The following is a 20,470-nucleotide window of genomic DNA, read 5'->3' on the forward strand; positions in this document are numbered from 1 at the left end:
CGACGTCGTGTTCACACGACGGGGCTGGGTTGCCCGCTGGACGGGGTTGGGTTGCCCTCTCGACGGGTCAGGGGATGGGGAGCTTCTTGAGCTTGACGGCCTTGCCCGTATGCCGTTCGGACAAGTCCGCGAAGGCCTGCCGGATCGTGGCGGCATAGACGTGTTGTCCGGTCATGCTCGGGTGGATGCCGTCGGGCTGGAGGGCGCCTGTGGCGCGCGCGAGCGCGCCATTCCAGTCGGCGACGATGACATTGGCATAGTCGCCGGCCACCCGCGCGAGCGTGGCGTTGTCGCGGGCGGTGCGCGCCATGTTCAGGTGGATATTGACCAGGACAACCATGCGCTTGGGCCCCAGCCGGTTCAGGATCGCGCGCAGGTCTGTCTCGTCGACACCGGCGTTGGTGCCGAAGGAGAGGATCACCCCGCGCCGGATGTCATGCCCGGAGGCCATGATCGCCGCTAGGCCAGCCGACCATCGACGGTTGGACTTCGCGTCGATCCGGATCCCGGGGAAGTAGTAGCGCAGCGCCGGGACGCTGCCGACCATCATCGAGTCGCCGTAGGCGTCGATCTGGGAGCCCTTGGGCATCGTGAAACCGGCGTCCAGCACGATCCTGGGGCTCGCCGCCGTTGAGGGGGTCCGCGTGGCCGCCTTCTCCTGGGCCTCGATGAGCCTTTGCGTCGAGGTCTGCGCCGGTGCGGTCGCCACGATCGCCAGGGTGGCGAGCACGGCGGCAGCGGCCGCTGCGGCCACCCCCCGTTGCACGGATGTGCCGCGCCCGATTGTGACGGTGCCGAGCCGCGACCAGGCGCCACGCCAGCCGAGTCGGCGGATGGGCGACTCCACGAAGCGGTAGGACAGATCGGCCAGCGCCAACGTCACCACGACGCACCAGGCGCGCGACCACAGGAAGCCCGGTGCCCCAGGCACACTCGGATTGTCCGCGTTGACGATCAGGATGACCGGCCAGTGCCACAAGTAGATGCCATAGGAGCGCTCGCCCACCCAGCGCGTGGCGGGCAGGTCGAGGGCCTGGCTGAACCGGCCGCCGCTCACCGCGCTGGCGACAAGCACGACGGTGGCGAGCGTGGCCAGGGCCAGGCCGCCGCGGAAGGTGAACGAGCGGCTCTCGTCGAGCCACCACATCAGCCCCGCGAGCACGGCGCCCGCGGCGAGCGTGCCCGGGCGCCGGATCGCCGCCCAGCGCGGCCCGGCCAGGGTGGCGCGACCCGGGCCGGCGAACCAGAAGGCCAAGGCAGCGCCCAGCATCAGCCCGACGACGTGGGTGTCGGTGCCGTAGTAGACCCGCGTGGCCCCCAGGTCGGGATCGAAGTGGACGCCCATCCACAGCGCGGAGGCCGCCCCCAGCGTCAGCGGAACAGCGATGCGCGCGCGCACCGAGGGGACATGGCGCAGCAGCAGCCAGGTCGTCAGCGGCCACCCAAGGTAGAACTGCTCCTCGACGGCCAGCGACCACAAGTTGGTGAACAACTGCGGCGTCGTGGACGCGAAGTAGTCGGCTCCAGCGGCGATCTGGACCCAGTTGTAGGAGAAGGTCAGTGCGCCGAGCACCTCGCGGCCGATGCCGACGAGCAGGTCGGTCTGGACCAGCTGGGCGAGCACGATGCTCAGCGGCAGGCACAGCAGCAGCGCAGGAAGAAGGCGGCGCGCGCGCCGGCCCCAGAAGCCGGCGAAGTCCACCGTGCCGGTCCGCGCCTGCTCGCGCACGAGCAAGGTGGTGATCAAGAAGCCCGAGACGACGAAGAAGATATCGACGCCCAGGAAGCCGCCGGGCAGCCAGGCCGGGTTGAGGTGGAAGATCACGACAGCGGCGATGGCGATCGTGCGCAGTCCGTCGAGCCCGGCGAGGCGCGCGGCGCTGGCGGCACGGCTGGGGACAACCGCAGACGTCGCGGCGGGCGCCTGAACCGTAGCCACGGCCGAAGCGCTCGACGGCGTGACGATCACCTGACTCACGACACCTCCTGCGGACAACTCGCTCGATAGATCAACTCGTGCCCACCGTAAAGATGACCACCGACAGCCCGGGGGAGGCACGCGGGAGTGGCGCGGCATACGGTGGCTGAATGAGCGGCGACGAGCGTGTGGTGACCTATGTCCGCGGGCGGGTCCAGGGCGTCGGATTCCGCTGGTGGACCCGGGCTCGGGCGCTTGAACTCGGCCTGGCCGGATATGCCCGCAACACCGACGATGGCCGGGTGGAGATCTGCGCCGAGGGGGAGCGCGCCGCCCTCGAGGACCTGATCGCCCTGCTGACCGAGTTCCCCAGCACCACCCGTCGCCCGGGCCGGGTCACCGCAGTCGCCGAGCCGGTGTGGCGGGAGGCGACCGGGCGCTATACGGGCTTCGTGGAACGCTGAGTCGGCGTCCACGCCGATGACCTAAATTGCCGCGCATGACAGGGGATGCGCCGGCCGAACTGCTGCGTCTGCGATCGAGCATCGACAATATCGACGCCGCTCTCGTCCATCTGCTCGCCGAGCGCTTCAAGGCCACCCAGCAGGTTGGTGAGCTCAAGGCCCGGTCCGGTATGCCGCCCGCCGACCCCGCGCGCGAGGAGCGTCAGATCGCGCGCCTGCGGGCCCTCGCCCACGACGCCGGCCTCGACCCGCATTTCGCGGAGAAGTTCCTGAACTTCATCATTGCCGAGGTCATCCGCCACCACGAGGCGATTGCCGGGGTCGACCCGCGCGCCTGACCGGGGCCTGTCGGGGCCCGCGGGTAGAGTCTGCGGCGTTCCGGGGAGGCCGGATCCGGCGACGCCCGTGACGCCGCCGCCTGACCGAGAGCTGACGACGCGCCGTATGCATCTGAAGACATTGACCCTCAAGGGGTTCAAGTCGTTTGCCTCGGCCACGACCTTCCGGCTCGAGCCGGGCGTCACCGCGATCGTCGGCCCCAACGGCTCCGGCAAGTCCAATGTCGTCGACGCCCTGGCCTGGGTGATGGGGGAGCAAGGCGCCAAGTCCCTGCGCGGCGGCAAGATGGAGGACGTCATCTTCGCCGGCACCGCCGGCCGGGCGCCCCTGGGGCGGGCCGAAGTCGCCCTGACCATCGACAACAGCGACGGTGCGCTCCCGATCGACTACACCGAGGTGACGATCGCCCGGACGATGTTTCGCGGCGGCGGTTCGGAATACGCGATCAATGGCACGTCCTGCCGGCTGCTCGATGTCCAGGAGCTGCTCTCCGACTCCGGCATCGGTCGCGAGATGCACGTCATCGTCGGCCAGGGTCAACTGGACACCGTGCTTCGGGCCACTCCGGAGGAGCGCCGCGGCTTCATCGAGGAGGCGGCCGGTGTCCTGAAGCACCGCAAGCGCAAGGAACGCGCGCTGCGCAAGCTGGAGACGATGGAGGCAAATCTCACCCGCGTTGCCGACCTGACCAGCGAAATCCGGCGTCAACTCGGCCCGCTCGGTCGCCAGGCCGAGGCCGCCCGCAAGGCCGCCATCATCCAGGCCGACGCCCGGGATGCCCGCCTGCGGCTGCTCGCCGACGAACTCGCGCAGCTGCTGGCGACCATGGAGCAAGATGTCGCCGACGAGACCGCCCTGGTGCGCCGCCGGGCCGAGTTCGAGGGCGCCGTCGCGGCCGCCCGGGCTGCTGTGGCCGATCTCGAGGCGGCCGTCGCGCTGGCGGCGCCGGCCCTCACATCGGCCCGCGAACGGTATGTCGCGCTGCGCAGCGTGCGCGAACGTCTCGACAGCATCGACTCCCTGGCCGCCGAGCGCCTGCGACTGCTGCGCAGCGACGACGAGGTGGAGACCACCACCGGTCGCGATCCCGAGGAACTGATGGAGCAGGCGCGCGCGGCTCGGCAGCAGGAGGAAGCTCTGGCGGCCGACGTGGGGGTCGCGGCGGCCGCTCTCACCGATTCGGTGGCCGCGCGTGAGATCGCGGAGGGGGCGGCACTGGCGGAGCAGAAGCGCGTCGCCGCGCTCGCCCGCGCCGCCGCGGACCGCCGTGAAGGCCTGGCCAAACTTGCCGGCCAGGTCGCAGCACGCACCAGCCGGATCGAGGCGGCCGAGGGTGAGAGGGGTCGGCTGACCGATGCCGCCGCGGCGTCCGCCCAGCGGGCCACCGCTGCCCAGCAGGAGTTCGCGGCGCTCGAGGCCGGAATCGCTGCTGAGGAGGAGGGCGAGGAGGGGCTCGACGCGGCATACGAGAAGTCCGCGGAGCGGCAGGCGCAGGCAGAGGCCGAGTTGGAGCGATGGACCGAGGCCGGGCGCGTCGCCGATCGCGAGCGCGGCGCCCTCTCCGCCCGGTTGGACGCGCTGCGCTTGAGCTTGCGTCGCAAGAACGGCGCTGCGCACCTGCTAGCGGGCGTGCCCCGGCCCGGCTTGGGCGCCGCGCTCACGACCCAGGTCCGGGTCCACCCCGGCGACGAGGTCGCCGTCGCCGCCGCACTGGGTGGAGCTGCAGAGGCGCTCATCGCTGCCGGGGTCGACATCGCTGTGGATGCGCTGGCGAGTCTGCGTGCCGATGCGGCCGGGCGCGCAAGCCTGCTGGTCAGTGGCGCGCACCCGCCCGATCGCGCCTCCTGGCCGGCGTTGCCGACGCAGGCCCGATGGGCGGTCGACGCGCTCACCGCTCCCGACGACCTGATCCCCGCGCTGTCCGCCATTCTCGACCGCGTCGCGCTGGTGCCGTCCGCCGATGACGCGGCCCGGCTCGTCGCCGAGCGGCCGGAGCTGACGGCGGTCACCGCCGACGGTGATGTCTTCACCGCGGCGCTGGTCAGCGGCGGCAGCGCCGACGCGCCGAGCTTGATCGAGGTGCAGGCCGCGGTCGATGAGACCGAAGGGCGCCTCAGTGAAGTGACCCGACGCGCCGAGGAGGCGCGCTTCCGGCTGGCCGGCGCCCGCGAGGCCGTCCGTGAGGCCACCCAAGCCGCCCAGAGCCACCTGGAGCGCTTGCACGAATCGGATGCCCGGATGGCGGCGGTCGCCGAGCGGCTCGGCGCCCTCGGCAGCGCCGCGCGCGCTGCCCGCGCCGAGGCCGAGCGTCTCGAAAAGGCTCGTGACCAGGCGCGATCCGCAATCGAGACCGAACGGGTCGCCCTCGCCGAACTCACCGAGCGCTATGACGCAGCCCGCGTCGAACCGGCGGCGGACGATGCCGAGGTGCCCGACCGCACCGCCGAGTTGGTGGCTGCTGCCAGTGCGGCGCGGGCCGCCGAGACCGACGCTCGCCTGCAGCTGCGCACCAAGGAGGAACGCGCTCGCGCCCTCAGCGGCCGGGCGGCCTCCCTCGAAGGTGCTGCCCGCAACGAACTCGCCGCCCGCCAGCGCCTCCAGGCCCGCCGCGAGCGCCGCGCCAAGGAGGCCGAGGTCGCCCAGAGCGTCGCCGTTGCCAGCACGTATGCCGTGGCTCGCCTCGCCGCGGCCACCGACCTTGCGGGGTCGGACGTGGCCGCCGGGGACGCCGAGCGGGCCGCCCGCGACCTGCGGCTGAGCGAGCTGCGCGCCGCGCAGGCGAGCGCTCAGGACGAGTTGGCCGCGCTGACCGACGAGGTCCACCGCGACGAGGTGGCCCGCGCCGCCCAGCAGGCTCGGGTGGAGCAACTGCGCGCCAAGGCCGTCGACGAACTCGGCATCGACCCGGACGTGCTCGTCGAGGACTTCGGCCCGCATCACCTCGTGCCCGTCTTCGTGCCAGACGGGGCCGAGCCGGTGGCCCCGCTGGCATACGTCCGCGAGGAGCAGGAGAAGCGGTTGCGGCGTGCCGACCGCGGCCTACGCGAACTGGGGCGGATCAACCCGCTGGCACTGGAGGAGTTCGCGGCACTGGAGGAGCGGCACGGGTTCTTGACCAAGCAGATGGAGGATCTCAAGGCCTCCAAACGCGACCTGCTCGACATCGTGCGTGAGGTCGACCAGCGGGTCGAGGAGGTCTTCACAGCGGCCTACCACGACACGGCGGAGCAGTTCGAGCGGGTTTTCGCCCGGCTCTTCCCGGGCGGTGAGGGCCGGCTGTCGTTGACCGACCCCTCGGACATGCTGACCACCGGGATCGAAGTCGAGGCGCGTCCGCCCGGCAAGAAGATCAAGCGCCTGTCGTTGCTCTCCGGTGGCGAACGCTCGCTCGTCGCGGTGGCTCTTCTGGTCGCGATCTTCAAGGCCCGGCCGAGCCCGTTCTACATCATGGACGAGGTCGAGGCCGCCCTCGACGACACCAACCTCGGGCGTCTGATCACGCTATTTGACGAATTGCGCGCCTCGAGCCAGTTGATCGTCATCACCCACCAGAAGCGCACGATGGAGGTCGCCGACGCCCTCTACGGCGTCTCGATGCGCGGCGACGGCGTGACGGCCGTGGTCTCGCAGCGAATGCGGACCGGCGCCGACGCGGAGTGACGGCGTCCATCCGACGCTTCCAGGTGTGTCGGAAACCCGCCGTATGAAGGCGGGCTCCCAAGTTGTACTGCCCCCCGGGGTCGTGACTAGCCTCGGTGCCCGAGCCCCAGCACTGGGCTGGGGTGAGAGAGGGGAATCTCATGAACACGTTCAAGCGCGCCGCCATCGGTGTCGCCGCGGCCGGCATGCTCGCTGCCGGGCTGCCCACCGCCGCCAACGCGGCTCCGGCGGGGGCTCAGGCTCCGGCGACCTGCTACGGCAAGGCCAACAAGCCGTTCATCGTCGGCGGCGTCGGCAGCACCGCCAAGGGCGCGGGCGTCATCTACTGCGCCGGTGGTACCGTCTTGATCCGCGGCTCGGTCACCCTGCAGAAGCAGGTCAACGGCATCTGGCGCAACCAGGGCTACCCGACCGTCAAGACCGCCTACGTCGGCTACCGCAACGTCCAGTTCCCGGACACCAACCCGGCCTCGCCGGGCGTCTGGCGGACGGCCGCCACCTTCACCATCGTCTCGAACGGCCAGACCCGCACGTTCTTCAGTGCCCAGGTGCGCTTCGTGCCGGCACGCCACGGCATCACCGTCTGACCTATCGCGTCGCGAACGGGCCCGTCCGGCACTCGCCGGGCGGGCCTTTTCGCGTCCGGCGGGTGGCCGACGCCGGGAAGGAGGGGTGGCCGGACGGCATACGTCGTCGGTCCTCTGTGATGCGGACGCGCCCGGCAGGCGACGATGCCGCGGCGCCGGCGACGCGTGTCGATTTGGGCCGCCCATATGCCGTTTGAGACCCTTGACATCATGCTGATCGTCCTGATCCCGGTCCTGATCGCCGTCCTGGTCTCCCTTCTCGTGCTTGCACTCGTTGTCGTGCCGGCGCGCCGCGAGGGGCGCATCGTGCTCACTCCGCGGGGCGAAGAGGTCGCTCAGAAGGTGAAGGCAGGGACCGACGCGGCTGCCGCGCGCACCGGCGAAGTGGTTGCCAGCGCGGCCGCCAGGATCCGATCCAGCGACACCAAGGCCACCGGCGAGACCAAGGCCTGACCCGCACCTCGCCGGCTGCCGAGCGGATCGCTGGCCAGACGACCATGAAAAGGTGAACGCGTGATCGATCAGTTGTGGGAATGGCTCGTCATCGCGGGCGCCCTCGCCGTCGTCCTCGTCGGCCTGGTGGTCGGGTTCCTGCGCCCGGGCCGGCGCGGCCGCACCCCGACCCTTCCGCCGACGTCCACACCTCCTCCGACCCAGCCCATTCCGGCGCAGCCGACCCCCGCGGATCCTGGGGGCGGCGTGGATACGCTGCCCCCGCGCGGCACGCCTCCAGAGACCGACGAGAGCGATGTCCTGCTCGAGGAGCCGGTCACCCCGACCCTCGAACGCCCGGAAACGGCCGTCGGCCGCCTCCAGCGCCTGCGGGCGCGGCTGGCGCGGTCCAACACCGCCCTCGGCAAGGGCCTGCTCGCCCTTCTCACCAGAGGCGGCCTGGACGACGCGGCCTGGGAAGAGGTCGAGGACACCCTGCTCGCCGCCGACCTGGGCATCGACGCGACCAATGAACTCGTCGAGCAACTACGCACCGAGGTCAAGGTGCACGGCACCTCGGACGAGGCGACCGTGCGCGGCTGGTTGCGCACCGACCTGCTGCGCCTCGTCGACCCCGGTATGAATCGCGCGCTCGCCTCTGCCCGCGTCGACGGCCGGCCCGCGGTCGTCCTGGTCGTCGGCGTCAATGGCACCGGGAAGACCACCACCGTCGGCAAGCTCGCCCGCGTGCTGGTCGCCGAGGACAAGGACGTGCTGCTCGGTGCGGCCGACACCTTCCGGGCTGCCGCCGCCGACCAGCTCGAGACCTGGGGGGCGCGCGTGGGCGTGCCCACGGTCCGCTCGCACAAGGACGGCGCCGACCCCGCGGCCGTCGCCTTCGACGCGGTCAAGGCCGGCATCGAACTCGAAGCCGATGTCGTCCTGCTCGACACCGCCGGTCGCCTGCACAACAAGGCCAACCTGATGGACGAGCTCGGCAAGATCAAGCGGGTCGTCGAGAAGCAGTCACCGATCGATGAGGTCCTGCTCGTCCTGGACGCCACGACCGGCCAGAACGGCCTGCGCCAGGCGGAGGTCTTTGCCCAGGTCGTGGGCATCACCGGCATCGTGCTGACCAAGCTCGACGGAACCGCCAAGGGCGGCATCGTCGTCGCCGTCCAGCGCAAGCTCGGGGTTCCGGTCAAGCTGGTCGGGCTGGGGGAGGGCCCGGACGACCTGGCGCCCTTCGACCCCGAGGCCTTCGTCGACGCGATCCTGGCCTGAGCCTGCCCGACCCGCCCCCGCGCGCCTGCGGGGCGCCTGGTCGGACCCAACTGCCATACTGCGCGGGACATTGGGGGAGCACGCTGTGGAGAAGTCGGGTAGGTCGCTCAGACAGGCCCCGCCGCGGGGGCGGGTGAGTCGGACCCCGCCGATGGCACCGACGGCCAAGACCCAGCGGCTGCGGCCGGCGGCGAAGGCCTGGCGGGCCGCCGCGGTGGTCGCGATGACCGTCCTCTTCCTGGGCGGGACCACCGTCGGTGACGATGACTGGTGGCCGTTCTCACCGTGGCGGATGTTCTCCACATCCACCTCGCCCAATGGTGCGGTCCGCTCGACCTTTATCCAGGTGCGCACCGCCAATGCGCCCGAGATGTGGGCGCAGGCGCCGATCAACCCCGACAGTGTCGGCCTCAACCGCGCCGAGGTGGAGGGCAATCTCGACCGGATCGCGCGCGACCCGGCCATGCTCGGCACGCTCGCGGCGAGCCACGCGAAGCTGCGCCCGCACGAGGCGGCGTGGATCGGCATACGGGTGCTGATCCGCAACTATGCGCTCAAGGGCGGCGGCCCGACCGGCGAGTACCGCGACGACCTCGTCGCCGAATGGGCGGCGCCATGACGCGCTGGCTCTTCACCGCGATGCCGCTCGGTCGGCTGGCGATCTTCCGCACACTCGTCTATCTCTATGTCGTCATCGACGTGCTCTGGCTGCAGACCAGCGGCTGGTATCACGGCTATGCCGACCCGATCTGGTACGAACCCTTGCGGTTGGGGCAGCTTCTCCATCTGCCGGCGGCGACCGTCGTGCTCGTCCAGACGCTCAAATGGGGGTCGGTCGCCGCGGCGCTCGTCGCCGCGACTGGCCGCCTTCCGCGCCTGGCCGGCACCGTCGTGGCGGTGTGCTGGATCTGGTACATGTACGTCGCCTACGCCTATGGCAAGGTCGACCACGACCGCGGGGACTTCGTCGTCGCGCTGCTCCTTCTGCCGACGGTCGGCAGCGCCTATTGGCGCGATCGGCGCCTGAGCGAGGCGGCCGGCTTCGTGCTGCGGGCCGCGCAGCTTGCGGCGATTGCCACCTACTTCCTCTCGGCCTGGGCGAAGGTGCGCTTCGGGGGCTGGGAGTGGGTCAACTCCGCAACCATGGCCCGCGCGGTGGTGCGCCGCGGGACGCCGTGGGTGAAGTGGCTGCTCGACGTCCCCGAGTTGCTGCACCTGACGCAATGGGGGTTGTTCGTCGCCGAGATGAGCTCGCCGCTGATCTTTGTCGTCCCGGAGAAGTGGCGTCGCCGCATGGTGATGGGCTGGTTCGCCTTTCACGCCGTGACCTATGCCTCGATCACCATCGCCTTCTGGCCGCACCTGGTGATGATGCTCGCCTTCCTGCCCCTAGAGACGTATGCCGATCGCTTCCGTTCCTGGTGGCTGACCCGCCGCTCCGGTCGGGTCGGCGTCGTCGCGGGCGAGGTGGCAGCCGGCGAGGCGGCAGCGGGCGAACGAATGCCCGAGGCAGCAGCGGACGGGGGCGTACGGTGAGCCGCATGCTGCCTCCATCCGGTGAGCCCAGAGGGGCGGACCCCGGCTTGCAGAACTCCGGGCGGAGGTGCAGGTCTGTCTCGATGCGGTCAGCGCCGAGGTCCAGGCGGCCTTTGAGGACGACCTGCTCGGGTCTGGCTGATCGGCAGCGCGGCGCAAGGGGCCTATGAGCCGGGGACCAGTGACCTCGATGTCCTGGCCGTCACGGGTTCCCGGCACCCGGAATCGTTGCGCCGAACACGCGGCGAACGGGTCCGTCACCCGGCGCTCGAGTGCCTAGCCGTGGGGCTGGAGTTCGTCGTCTATGCGCGGCCCGACGTGGTCGATCTCGCCGACCCGGTCCGCTTCGCGCTCAATGTCAACGGCGGGCGGAGCCGGGATGACCTGCTGGCCCTCGGCCCGGACGACGGCCCCGGGTGGTGGGCCGTGCTCGATCTGCCGCGGCGCGCGTGGTCGGTGTCCCGCTGCACGGACCGGCGCCGGACGTGGTGATCCTCCCCGTCCCCGCTGCCCGGCTGCGAGCGGCCGTGGCCGAGTCGCAGGCGTGGCACGACCGCGACGACGACATCTCGACCAATCGCGCCCTCAATATCGCCCGCCTGATCGTTCTGCTCACCGACGGGCGCTGGCTGTCCAAATCCGCCGGCGCAACGGCTCTCGCCGATGCCGCGCCCGACCTGGCGCCGACCCTGAACGCGGCGCGCGCGGCGCGGGCCACCGGCGCGCCGCTGGACCCAAACCTGGCCGCGCCCCTCAGCGCCCGGCTCGCCGTCCTGCTGCGCGAGTCCGCGAGCTGATGCCCGGCCGGGGGCGCGCGGCTCCTCGGGGCGGCTGGCGGATCTGATCGACGACCCGGGCCGCTCTTTCGTCGGCGCCGGGCAATTGCCAGGCCCACGAACGCAAAGGCGGCCCCAGTGCGCGGCGTCTGTGGAACCGGGCGTTAGGCGGCGTTCAGCCCGCCTCGCGGTCGGCGCTCAGCTCGCCTTGCGCTGAGCAGCGGGGAGCGAGCACGCCGGGGTCCCACCCGGCAGGCGATGCCGGTTGGCGGCCACCCACCGATAGACCACTGCGGCCACCTGGTTGATCCCGGGCAGCAGCAGCACCGCTCCGAACGGCCGCCACCACACGTGGCCGCGCAAGAGGACCTTTGCGACGGCGTCCTGGGCCGCGTATTGCATGCCATTGGGCAGCACCCACTGCAAGGCCTCCTCGCACTGCTGGGGCGTTAGGCCCAGCGTCGTGAGGTCCAGGCGCTGCCAGGGCGCGACGACGAAGTCGCTCTCGGACGCGCGGACATACCGCTCCACGACGCCCGCAAGCGTGGTGCACATGCCGCAGTCACCGTCGAAGACCAGGGTGGGAACGCGCGTGCTCATCCCGCCATTCTCCCACCTGCCGCCGGCGCGCCAGCCCGCCCGCCCGCCCGAGCCCGCCCGTGGCCGCCGGCCCGCCCGGCGCTGCGCCCCGGCGCAGGGTTCACTGGCCCACGTCGGCCGCGACTGCACGGTGTGCGTCTCGACATCCGAGAAATCACCCTCGCGGTTACCGGACGCTAACGCGCCACGCCATCCGGCAACATCGCCGTAACACGACGCGCAACAGCCGGAAATCGCGCGCGCCCAAGCTAGGCCGCATGACAACACTCGTCACCCTCGCGGCTGCCGATGAGCCGACGATCGACTATGCGTCGACCGCCTTCCTCATCCTGTGCGCCTCACTGGTCCTCCTGATGACGACGCCCGCGCTCGCGCTCTTCTACGGCGGCATGACGCGGGCGAAGTCAGTCCTCAACATGATGATGATGTCCTTCGGGGCGATGGGCGTCGTCGGCATCATCTACGTCGTTTACGGCTACTCGATGTCCTTCGGCCCGACCAATCTCGCCGGCATCATCGCCAATCCCTTCGACAAGTTCGGGCTCAAGGACACCGCGGGCCTGGTCAATCCCTTCGGCTACGACGGCTACGGCAATATCCCCGAGCTCGCCTTCGTCGGTTTCCAGCTCACCTTCGCGGTGATCACCGTCGCCCTGATCAGCGGCGCCATCGCCGACCGCGTGAGGTTCTCCACCTGGCTGGTGTTCTCCGGCCTGTGGGTCACCTTGTGCTACTTCCCGATTGCTCACATGGTGTGGGGCGGCGGCCTGCTTTCGGGCTCGGCCGACGGCCTGTCGGCGAAGATCTTCGGGGTCACCGACGAGGTCGCCAACATCGTGCCCATCGACTTTGCCGGTGGCACGGTCGTGCACATCAACGCCGGTATGGCCGGCCTCGTCCTCGCCCTGATCACCGGCAAGCGCCTCGGCTTCGGCAAGGAAGCACTCCGCCCGCACAATGTCCCGCTCGTGATGATCGGCGCCGGCCTGCTGTGGTTCGGCTGGTTCGGCTTCAACGCCGGCTCGGAGCTCGCGCCCGACGGCACGGCCGCCCTGGTCTGGATCAACACCACCGTCGCCACCTGCGCCGCGATGCTCGGCTGGCTGCTGCTGGAGAAGCTGCGTGACGGACACGCCACCTCGATCGGCGCCGCGTCCGGTGTCGTCGCCGGCCTGGTCGCCATCACCCCGGCCTGTGGCGCCCTCTCGCCGCTCGGCTCGATCGCCCTCGGCCTGGTCGCCGGCATGCTCTCGGCCTATGCCGTCGGCCTGAAGTTCAAGTTCGGCTTCGATGACTCCCTCGACGTCGTCGGTGTCCACTTGGTCGCCGGCCTTTGGGGCACCATCGGCGCCGGCCTGCTCTCGACCACCACCGGCCTGCTCTACGGTCACGGGGTCAAGCAGACCGTCATCCAGATCCTCATCGCGCTGATCTCGGTCGCCATCTCCGGCGTCGTCACCGCGATCATCGGTTACGCGCTCAAGTCCACCATGGGCTGGCGGATCACCGAGGACGCCGAGTCCGCGGGCATCGACCAGAGTGAGCACGCCGAGACCGCCTATGACCTCAGCCCCCGCGGCGGCCGCCTGGCCGGCGCCCTGGGCGCGGTCGGCGTCACGCGCGAGGCCCCCGTCACCGAAGGAGCGAACGCATGAAGCTCGTCACTGCCATCATCAAGCCCCACCAGCTCGAGACCGTCAAGTCAGCCTTGGAGGCCTACGGCATCTCCGGGATGACGATCAGCGAGGCCAGCGGCTATGGCCGCCAGCGCGGGCACTCCGAGGTCTATCGCGGCGCGGAATACACCGTCGATTTCGTCCCGAAGATCCGCGTCGAGGTCCTGCTCGACGACATCGACGCCGGCGCCGTGGTCGACATCATTGTCAAGGCCGCTTCCACCGGACGCATCGGCGACGGCAAGGTCTGGGTCATCCCCGTCGAGGACATCGCCCGCGTCCGCACCGGCGAGCGCGGCTCCGACGCCATCTGAGCCGACAACAACCCACCGTCACAACAGCGACGCGCCCGTATGCCGCGCGGCCCGGGACCCGGAGATATCTCCCCTCCCAGCCGCGCGGCATACCTGGTGTCACGCCGAACGCACGCGACGAAGAGGAGCCATGCGTACTTCGCCCACCGGCATCGACGGTGCCCGGCTGGACCTGGCCGGCACGCGCAGCTTCACCGCGCCTGGGGCGGGCCCGACGCGGCGCGCCGCCATCGGGGCCTACCTGACCGACTGGCTTGATCAGCTATGGGCGCAGGCCACCGACGGCCAAGCGCTCACAGGTGTGGCGCTCGCGGCCGTTGGTTCCCTCGGCCGCGGCGACTCCGGGCCGCTGAGCGATATCGACCTGGTGTTGCTGCACGACGGCCGGTCGCTGCCGGCCGAGCGGCTGACGACGCTCGCCGACCGGGTCTGGTATCCCATCTGGGACGCCAATGTGCGTCTCGATCACAGCGTCCGCACCCTCGCGCAATGCCGTGCGATCGCCTCCGCCGACCTCAGCGCGGCCGTGGGGCTGCTAGATGTGGCGCCGATCGCCGGGGATCGCGAGTTCGTGGCTGCGATCCGTTCAACTCTCGCGCACGACTGGCGTGCGCAGGCCCGAAAGCGCCTACCCCAGCTCGTGGATTCCCTGCGGGAGCGCCACGACCGGCACGGCGAACTCGCGCAGTCCATCGAGCCGGACCTGAAGGAAGCCCGCGGCGGCCTGCGCGATATGACCGTGCTCCGCGCCCTCGTCGCCGCCTGGCTCACCGACCGGCCCCATGGCGAGGTCGACGAGGCGTATGCCCGCCTGCTCGACGTCCGCGACGCCCTTCAGGTCGTCACCGGACGAGGCCGCGACCGACTCGGCCGCGAGGATCACGACGCGGTAGCCGCGCTCCTGGGCTATAGCGACGCCGACGACCTGATGACGATGGTCTCGCGCAGCGGGCGCACCCTGGCCTATGCGCTGGACGCCACGATGCGCCGCGCCGGCCAGAGCCAGCGCGCGCGCACCCTGCGCGTCGGCCCGCGCCGGCCCACCATGGTCGGCCTCGGCTATGGCGTCTTCGAGCACGATGGCGAGGCCGTGCTGGGGGCGGCCCCCAGCGCAGACGTCACCCAGCCGATCCGAGCAGCGGTGGTCGCGGCGCGGGCCGGCCTGGCCCTGAGCCCGCAGACACTGGCGAATCTTGCCGAGGTCGGGGACCTGTCGACCCCGTGGCCCGAATTGGCCAGGGATCTGTTCACGGACCTGCTCGCCACGGGAGCGGGCCTGCCGGCGGTGTGGGCGGGACTTACCCAGGCCGGCCTGGTCGCGCGCTGGCTGCCGGAGTGGGGCGCAGTCGACTCGCGGCCGCAACGCAACCCGATCCATCGGCATACGGTCGATCGGCACCTGATCCAGACGGTCGTGGAAGCGAGCGCCTTCGTGCGCGAGGTCGCGCGGCCCGACTTGTTGCTGCTTGCCGCCCTGCTGCACGACATCGGCAAGGTGGCCGGTGCGCACGATCACTCGGTGACCGGCGCCAAGATCGCCCGGTCGGTGCTGGCGCGGATGGGGGTCGCGGACGCCGATGCCGAGATCGTCGTGCGGCTGGTGCGCGAGCACCTGACATTGATGGAACTCGCGACCCGGCGTGACCTGGAGGATCCGGCAACCGCCACGGCCGCGTGGGCGGCGGCCGGGGAGGACCCGGATGTCTTTGACCTCCTGCGCTATCTGTCGATCGCCGATGCCAAGGCTGCCGGCAGCCTGTCCTGGAACGACTGGCGCGCAAAGCTTTTCGAGCAGTTGTGCGTTGAGGTCAACCGCACCGGGCGCACGCGGACGCGTCCGGACGCAGCGCCGGACGTCGTTGAGTTGCCCGACGAGGTGCTGACACAACTCGCGGTGGGGGAGCCGGTTGTCGAGGTCAGCGAGATCGACGGGGCCTATCGGATCGCGGTCTTCGACCGGGACCGGCTCGGGCTATTCGCCGACACGGCCGGCCTATTCGCCGCCCAGGGCTTGACCGTGCGTACCGCTGTGCTGCACACCCTCGACGCCGTCGCCGCAAACGAATGGATCGTCGAGGTCCCCGGCTCCGACGCGCCGTCGGCTTCGCGGCTCGCGCTCGGGCTCGCTGGTCTCGCGCGCGGTGAGCGGGCGCCGTTGGCCGCCCTTGAGCGCCGCCGTGCGTATGCCCGCCCGGCCGCCGCCGCGGTTGCCGCCGGTATGCCGACGCGAGCCTTCGTGCTCCCGGATGCAGCGTCGGACGCCACGGTGCTGGAGGTCCGGACCCGTGACCGGCTCGGCCTCCTGCACGACTTGGGCCGGTGCTTCGCCAAGGCCGGTCTGACGGTGCGATCCGCGCACATCGCCACCTATGCCGGGCAGACGCTCGACACCTTCTACCTGACCGAAGCGTCCGGCGCCATGCTCAGCCCGCCCCGCGTCGCCGCCACGGTGGCGGCGATCATCGACTCCTGCGACTCCTGACGCGTTGGCTCTACCTGGCCGAGCGCCGGCTCGGCGTGACCAAGCGTCGGCTCGTCCGGCACTGGCCGCCGGCTCGCCCGGCAGCGCGCCTCAGCCATTCTCGGCACCGGCGGACCAGCTGGACGCGCCCGGTTAGGCTTGAGCCCGTGTTCACGTCACTCTCCGATCGCCTTGCCGCGACCTTCAAGAACCTGCGGGGCAAGGGCCGCCTGAGCGAGTCCGACGTCAACAAGACGGTCCGCGACATCCGCATGGCCCTCTTAGAGGCCGACGTCGCGCTGCCCGTGGTCAAGGACTTCACGCACAACATTCGTGAGCGCGCCCTCGGCGCTGAGGTCTCCCAGGCGCTCAACCCGGCCCAGCAGATCGTCAAGATCGTCAACGAGGAACTCATCGACATCCTCGGCCAGCACACCCGGCCGCTGCGGCTGGCCAAGACCGCGCCGACCGTCATCATGCTCGCCGGCCTCCAGGGCTCGGGCAAGACGACGCTCGCCGGCAAGCTCGGCAAGTGGTTCAAGGATCAGGGCGACACCCCGCTCCTCGTGGCCGCGGACCTCCAGCGGCCGAATGCTGTGACCCAGCTTCAGGTCGTCGGCGAGCGGGCAGGAGTGCCGGTCTTCGCGCCCGAGAAGGGCAATGTCGGCGGGCACGATGCCGTAGGGCCGACGGGGGAAGGGACGCGGTCATACGGCGATCCGGTCGAGGTCGCCGAGGACGGCATCCAACACGCGATCTCCAAGCTCTACAACGTCGTCATCGTCGACACCGCCGGCCGTCTCGCGGTCGATGAGAACCTCATGCAGCAGGCCGCAGACATCCGCGACGCCATCGAGCCCGACGAAGTCCTCTTCGTCATCGACGCGATGATCGGTCAGGCCGCCGTCGAGACCGCGCAGGCCTTCCAGGACGGCATCGACTTCACCGGCGTCGTGCTCTCCAAGCTCGACGGTGACGCCCGCGGTGGTGCGGCGCTCTCGGTCGCGAAGATCACCGGCCGCCCGATCATGTTTGCCTCCACCGGCGAGGGCGTGAAGGATTTCGAGATCTTCCACCCCGACCGGATGGCCTCGCGCATCCTCGACATGGGCGACATGCTCACCCTGATCGAGAAGGCGGAGAAGGCCTTCGATCGCGAGCAGGCCGCGGAGATGGAACGCAAGTTCCTTGCGGCCGAAGACTTTACGTTCGACGACTTCTTGCAGCAGATGGCCGCGATCAAGCGGATGGGCTCGCTGAAGTCGATGCTGAAGATGATGCCCGGTATGAACGAGATGAAGGCTCAGCTCGACGCCCTCGACGAGCGCGAGTTCGACCGGGTCGAGGCGATGGTCCGCTCGATGACGCCCTTCGAGCGCTCGCACCCCAAGCAGATCAACGGCTCCCGGCGTGCCCGTATCGCCGCCGGTTCGGGGGTCACCGTCGGCGAGGTCAACCAACTCCTGACGCGGTTCACCGAGGCGCAGAAGATGATGAAGCAGCTCGCCCGCGGCGGCGGGATTCCCGGTATGCCGGGCCTGCCGGGCACGGGCAAGCGTGGTCGTCAGCAGGCCCCCCAGCGCATCAAGTCGAAGTCGGGCAACCCCGCCAAGCGCGCCGAGCAGGAGCGGGCGGCAGCCAGCAGCGCCAACCGCGCGCCTGCCGGTAGCGCCTTCGGCGCGGGCTTAGGTGGCTCCGACCCGTCCGCCGGTCTGGACCCGAGCAAGCTGCCCAAGGGCTTCGAGAAGTTCCTCGGGCAGTAGCCCCGCCCTTCCTGCCCTGCCGTAAGTGGGGTGAATCACCCCACTTACTGGACGGTAGCGAGGAAAGGGCGGAGGACGAGTCGGCGTGTGGGAGCCGAGACCTAGCTCGGCGAGTGACTGGGTACTCCTGAGGAAACCTAGGAGGTCGAACACCATGTACGACTTGATAGCGCTCGACCGCCCTACCGGAGGGTTGCTTCGATTTGAGGAGTTGATGACGGCGCTGAGGCCCTGCGCGCCCGATTCGACGCCGAGAATGCGCTCGGCCGTGGATGACACCGAGGTCGTGGTTCTCGCCTCCGATTCCCGGGAGACCCTGGATTGTATCCACGCCCGCCATTTCGCCTCGCTTCCCGCGCTGATCCAGCGGGCGATCGACGCGGCCGGGGCACCAGCGGCGTGAGCCTGGCACGCTAGGTCGGTGACCAGAGCACCTTCGCCCGCCGCCCTGCATACGCTCACCGCGGGGTCCAGCGGGCCTCGGATCGCCTTCCTGCACGGTCTCTTCGGGCAGGGGCGCAACTGGCAGCAGATCGCCAAAGGCGTTGTGGGGGAAGGTGGTTCGGACGCACGCGCGCTGATGATCGACCTGCCTGATCACGGGCGCTCGCCGTGGACCGACGATTTCTCCTACGAGACGTATGCCGCGCGCGTGGCCGACACGATCAGCGCCTGGGCCGGCGACGAGCCGGTCACCCTGGTCGGGCACTCCCTCGGTGGCAAGACCGCGATGATCGCCGCGCTCCAGCACCCGGCGGGTTTCGAGAAGCTCTGCGTCGTCGACATCGCGCCGCGCAGCTATCACAACCTGCACCGCTTCGCGGGCTATATCGCCGGCATGCAGGCCCTTCCCTTGGAGGAACTGACCAGCCGTCGCGATGCGGAGGAACGCTTCGCCCAGGTCGAGCCCGACCCGGGCGTCGCAGCCTTCCTCCTGCAAAACCTGCGCCGCGCAGGTGACAGCTGGGCCTGGCAGTGCAATCTGCAGCTTGTCGCGCGAGACGCCGCTCGCGGTTCCGCCTCGCGGATCGCGGACTTCCCGTATGCCGTGAACGCCGGCGATCCGCTGCCCGCCCCGTCTCCCTTCGGCGGGCCAACTCTCTGGCTCGCCGGCTCCGAGTCGGGCTATGTCGCCGACGAGGACACCGAGCGGATGCGCGAACTCTTCCCCGCGGTCCGCAAGGTCACCGTCAAGGGCGCCGGCCACTGGGTGCACACCGACTCACCTCAGGTCGTCATCGAGACGCTCCGGCGCCTGCTCGCCGTCCGCTGATCGCTCGCCGACCGGTGCCCGTCGCCCGCCGACGCTCGCTGCCCGCCACCGCCGACTGGTTCTCCCCGCTGATCCCGCGCCAAGACTTCATCGACACGATGCCTGCCACACCTGTCGTGGACGGCTGATGCCCTCCTGGCGTCCGGGACCGTTGCCTTGTGCGCGTTGCGATCGTCACCGAGTCCTTCCTGCCCAGCATCAACGGCGTGACCACCTCGGTATGCCGAGTGGCGGAATGCCTGCATCTGCTCGGCCACGATGTCGTCGTCATCGCTCCGGATCCGGCGCCCGCGTGGTTCGGCCCGATCCCGGTGCACACGGTGCGCTCCGTTCCCGTGCGGCAGTTCCCCACCGGCGTGCCCAGCGGCCGGGTCGAGTCCCTGCTTGCGGAGATTGCGCCGGATGTCGTGCATGTCGCCAGCCCTTTCGTCATTGGCGCGCGCGCCTTGTCGGCGTGCCACGAACTCGGGCTGCCGAGCGTCGCGATCTTTCAGACGGACATGCCGAGGTATGCCGAGCAGCACGCCCCTGGCCCCCTCGCACCCCAGGTCGCAAACCTGGCCTGGCGCTGGGTGCGGCGGGTGCACGCCCTCGCCGACCAGACCCTCGCACCGTCGACGGCCAGCCTGGCGGCCCTGCGGGCGCATGGTGTCGAGCGAACTGCGTTGTGGGGGCGCGGCGTCGATACGACGCTCTTCTCGCCGGCCTGGCGGAACCACCCAGCCGCTCGCGACCTGCGGGCACGCCTGGCCCCAGCGGGCGAAACGCTCGTCGGCTATATCGGTCGACTGGCCCCGGAAAAGGAACTGGACCGGCTGGCCGAGCTCGCCGGCATACCGGGTCTGCGGCTGGTGATCGTGGGGGACGGGCCGTCGCGGGCGGCGCTCGAGACCACCCTGAACAGGGCGTTCGGGTGCGGCGCCCGCCCGGCTTTCCTCGGCTTCCGGCAGGGTGCGGACCTCGCGATCCCGTATGCCGCGCTCGATGTCTTCGTGCACCCGGGCACGACCGAGACCTTCGGCCAGACCCTGCAGGAGGCGGCGGCATCCGGGTTGCCCGTGGTGGCCGCCGCGGTGGGCGGCCCACTCGATTTGGTCGAGCATGGCCGCACCGGCCTGCTTTTCGACCCCGCGCTCTCCGGTGCCCTGTCCGCCTGCGTGGGACACCTCGTCAGTGAGCGCGCCATGCGCGAGCGGATGGGCGCGGCGGCGACTGCTGCCGTGGCCGAACGCACCTGGCCGAGCCTGACCGCCACCCTTGTGGAGCACTACGCGCACGCGCGCCGGCGGATGGCTCCGGAACGGCACGCCGCCAGCCGACGTTGAGCGGGCACAGTCCGCCGGCGCCACACTGAGGCGCGGGTGTGGCATGCCGGGTGGGGAAGCCG

At 70.6% G+C, this 20,470-nt stretch carries 19 protein-coding genes and 1 pseudogene; 18 read left to right on the forward strand and 2 right to left on the reverse strand.

All coding sequences use genetic code 11. The features are described 5' to 3' along the window. Nucleotides 1-67: 67 nt before the first annotated feature. The gene (locus tag ABD209_RS12545) at nucleotides 68-1,978 is read right to left on the reverse strand and encodes an acyltransferase family protein (protein ID WP_344066870.1); all 1,911 of its coding nucleotides are present in this window, start codon (nucleotides 1,976-1,978) and stop codon (nucleotides 68-70) included. Between the two features lie 110 nt (nucleotides 1,979-2,088). On the opposite strand from ABD209_RS12545, the gene ABD209_RS12550 reads away from it, so the two are divergent. The 11 genes and pseudogenes from ABD209_RS12550 (at nucleotide 2,089) to ABD209_RS12595 (ending at nucleotide 11,017) form a co-directional block, all read left to right on the forward strand. Beyond that, the gene (locus ABD209_RS12550; protein WP_324388270.1) at nucleotides 2,089-2,382 is read left to right on the forward strand and encodes an acylphosphatase; all 294 of its coding nucleotides are present in this window, start codon (nucleotides 2,089-2,091) and stop codon (nucleotides 2,380-2,382) included. A gap of 35 nt (nucleotides 2,383-2,417) precedes the next feature. Then, nucleotides 2,418-2,720, forward strand: coding sequence for a chorismate mutase (locus ABD209_RS12555; RefSeq protein WP_324388268.1), 303 nt, complete (start codon nucleotides 2,418-2,420; stop codon nucleotides 2,718-2,720). Between the two features lie 106 nt (nucleotides 2,721-2,826). Next, nucleotides 2,827-6,381: a chromosome segregation protein SMC gene (smc, locus tag ABD209_RS12560; RefSeq protein ID WP_344066874.1), complete on the forward strand. Its 3,555-nt coding sequence runs from the start codon at nucleotides 2,827-2,829 to the stop codon at nucleotides 6,379-6,381. Nucleotides 6,382-6,521: 140 nt separating this feature from the next. Continuing rightward, a complete protein-coding gene (locus ABD209_RS12565; protein ID WP_344066876.1) occupies nucleotides 6,522-6,968 on the forward strand; it encodes a hypothetical protein in 447 nt (148 codons plus the stop codon). Nucleotides 6,969-7,178: 210 nt separating this feature from the next. Then, the gene (locus ABD209_RS12570; protein WP_344066878.1) at nucleotides 7,179-7,421 is read left to right on the forward strand and encodes a hypothetical protein; all 243 of its coding nucleotides are present in this window, start codon (nucleotides 7,179-7,181) and stop codon (nucleotides 7,419-7,421) included. A gap of 63 nt (nucleotides 7,422-7,484) precedes the next feature. Next, nucleotides 7,485-8,684: a signal recognition particle-docking protein FtsY gene (ftsY, locus tag ABD209_RS12575; RefSeq protein ID WP_344066984.1), complete on the forward strand. Its 1,200-nt coding sequence runs from the start codon at nucleotides 7,485-7,487 to the stop codon at nucleotides 8,682-8,684. Nucleotides 8,685-8,835: 151 nt separating this feature from the next. After that, nucleotides 8,836-9,303 (forward strand): hypothetical protein, encoded by a 468-nt coding sequence (locus tag ABD209_RS12580; RefSeq protein ID WP_324387954.1) that lies wholly within the window; start codon nucleotides 8,836-8,838, stop codon nucleotides 9,301-9,303. Next, the gene (locus ABD209_RS12585) at nucleotides 9,300-10,220 is read left to right on the forward strand and encodes a hypothetical protein (RefSeq protein ID WP_344066881.1); all 921 of its coding nucleotides are present in this window, start codon (nucleotides 9,300-9,302) and stop codon (nucleotides 10,218-10,220) included. Before ABD209_RS12580 ends, ABD209_RS12585 begins: the two co-directional genes overlap by 4 nt. Before the next feature lie 135 nt (nucleotides 10,221-10,355). After that, nucleotides 10,356-10,445: pseudogene (locus ABD209_RS19845) on the forward strand (hypothetical protein); the annotation flags it as partial. 3 nt (nucleotides 10,446-10,448) lie between these two features. Then, nucleotides 10,449-10,712, forward strand: coding sequence for a hypothetical protein (locus ABD209_RS12590; RefSeq protein ID WP_344066884.1), 264 nt, complete (start codon nucleotides 10,449-10,451; stop codon nucleotides 10,710-10,712). Beyond that, a complete protein-coding gene (locus ABD209_RS12595) occupies nucleotides 10,706-11,017 on the forward strand; it encodes an aminoglycoside adenylyltransferase domain-containing protein (protein ID WP_344066887.1) in 312 nt (103 codons plus the stop codon). The genes ABD209_RS12590 and ABD209_RS12595 overlap by 7 nt, the downstream gene beginning before the upstream one ends. Nucleotides 11,018-11,194: 177 nt before the next feature. Here the strand turns inward: ABD209_RS12595 and ABD209_RS12600 are convergent, their stop codons facing one another. Further along, a complete protein-coding gene (locus ABD209_RS12600) occupies nucleotides 11,195-11,596 on the reverse strand; it encodes a thiol-disulfide oxidoreductase DCC family protein (RefSeq protein ID WP_344066890.1) in 402 nt (133 codons plus the stop codon). Nucleotides 11,597-11,853: 257 nt separating this feature from the next. Here ABD209_RS12600 and ABD209_RS12605 point away from each other — a divergent pair, with 257 nt between their 5' ends. The 7 genes from ABD209_RS12605 to ABD209_RS12635 all read left to right on the forward strand — a co-directional run bounded on the left by ABD209_RS12605 (nucleotide 11,854) and on the right by ABD209_RS12635 (nucleotide 20,408). After that, nucleotides 11,854-13,251, forward strand: coding sequence for an ammonium transporter (locus ABD209_RS12605; RefSeq protein WP_344066893.1), 1,398 nt, complete (start codon nucleotides 11,854-11,856; stop codon nucleotides 13,249-13,251). Next, nucleotides 13,248-13,586 carry a P-II family nitrogen regulator gene (locus ABD209_RS12610; RefSeq protein ID WP_344066895.1) on the forward strand — a complete coding sequence of 113 codons (339 nt, stop codon included), beginning with the start codon at nucleotides 13,248-13,250 and terminating at the stop codon, nucleotides 13,584-13,586. The genes ABD209_RS12605 and ABD209_RS12610 overlap by 4 nt, the downstream gene beginning before the upstream one ends. 130 nt (nucleotides 13,587-13,716) lie before the next feature. Beyond that, the gene (locus ABD209_RS12615; RefSeq protein WP_344066896.1) at nucleotides 13,717-16,068 is read left to right on the forward strand and encodes a [protein-PII] uridylyltransferase; all 2,352 of its coding nucleotides are present in this window, start codon (nucleotides 13,717-13,719) and stop codon (nucleotides 16,066-16,068) included. A gap of 146 nt (nucleotides 16,069-16,214) precedes the next feature. After that, nucleotides 16,215-17,810, forward strand: coding sequence for a signal recognition particle protein (ffh, locus tag ABD209_RS12620; protein WP_324386541.1), 1,596 nt, complete (start codon nucleotides 16,215-16,217; stop codon nucleotides 17,808-17,810). Between the two features lie 268 nt (nucleotides 17,811-18,078). Next, entirely contained in the window at nucleotides 18,079-18,213 is a 135-nt protein-coding gene (locus ABD209_RS12625; RefSeq protein WP_344066898.1) for a hypothetical protein, read from the forward strand. An 18-nt stretch (nucleotides 18,214-18,231) separates the two neighbouring features. Then, on the forward strand, nucleotides 18,232-19,083 hold the full coding sequence (locus tag ABD209_RS12630) for an alpha/beta fold hydrolase (RefSeq protein WP_344066900.1): 852 nt from the start codon (nucleotides 18,232-18,234) through the stop codon (nucleotides 19,081-19,083). A 158-nt stretch (nucleotides 19,084-19,241) separates the two neighbouring features. Beyond that, complete coding sequence (locus tag ABD209_RS12635; protein ID WP_344066902.1) at nucleotides 19,242-20,408, forward strand: glycosyltransferase family 4 protein; 1,167 nt, start codon at nucleotides 19,242-19,244, stop codon at nucleotides 20,406-20,408. The last annotated feature ends 62 nt before the right edge of the window (nucleotides 20,409-20,470 follow it).

Source organism: Nostocoides vanveenii (assembly GCF_039531165.1).
Classification (GTDB): Bacteria; Actinomycetota; Actinomycetes; order Actinomycetales; family Dermatophilaceae; genus Nostocoides_A; species Nostocoides_A vanveenii.

Excerpts from the sequence above, each read along its gene's own strand:
- ABD209_RS12570 (WP_344066878.1), top strand. The coding sequence starts at position 7,179 with ATGCTGATCGTCCTGATCCCGGTCCTGATCGCCGTCCTGGTCTCCCTT.
- ABD209_RS12565 (WP_344066876.1), top strand. The coding sequence starts at position 6,522 with ATGAACACGTTCAAGCGCGCCGCCATCGGTGTCGCCGCGGCCGGCATG.
- ABD209_RS12600 (WP_344066890.1), bottom strand. The coding sequence starts at position 11,596 with ATGAGCACGCGCGTTCCCACCCTGGTCTTCGACGGTGACTGCGGCATG.
- ABD209_RS12610 (WP_344066895.1), top strand. The coding sequence starts at position 13,248 with ATGAAGCTCGTCACTGCCATCATCAAGCCCCACCAGCTCGAGACCGTC.
- ABD209_RS12605 (WP_344066893.1), top strand. The coding sequence starts at position 11,854 with ATGACAACACTCGTCACCCTCGCGGCTGCCGATGAGCCGACGATCGAC.
- ABD209_RS12550 (WP_324388270.1), top strand. The coding sequence starts at position 2,089 with ATGAGCGGCGACGAGCGTGTGGTGACCTATGTCCGCGGGCGGGTCCAG.
- ABD209_RS12615 (WP_344066896.1), top strand. The coding sequence starts at position 13,717 with ATGCGTACTTCGCCCACCGGCATCGACGGTGCCCGGCTGGACCTGGCC.
- ABD209_RS12580 (WP_324387954.1), top strand. The coding sequence starts at position 8,836 with ATGGCACCGACGGCCAAGACCCAGCGGCTGCGGCCGGCGGCGAAGGCC.
- smc (WP_344066874.1), top strand. The coding sequence starts at position 2,827 with ATGCATCTGAAGACATTGACCCTCAAGGGGTTCAAGTCGTTTGCCTCG.
- ABD209_RS12585 (WP_344066881.1), top strand. The coding sequence starts at position 9,300 with ATGACGCGCTGGCTCTTCACCGCGATGCCGCTCGGTCGGCTGGCGATC.
- ABD209_RS12555 (WP_324388268.1), top strand. The coding sequence starts at position 2,418 with ATGACAGGGGATGCGCCGGCCGAACTGCTGCGTCTGCGATCGAGCATC.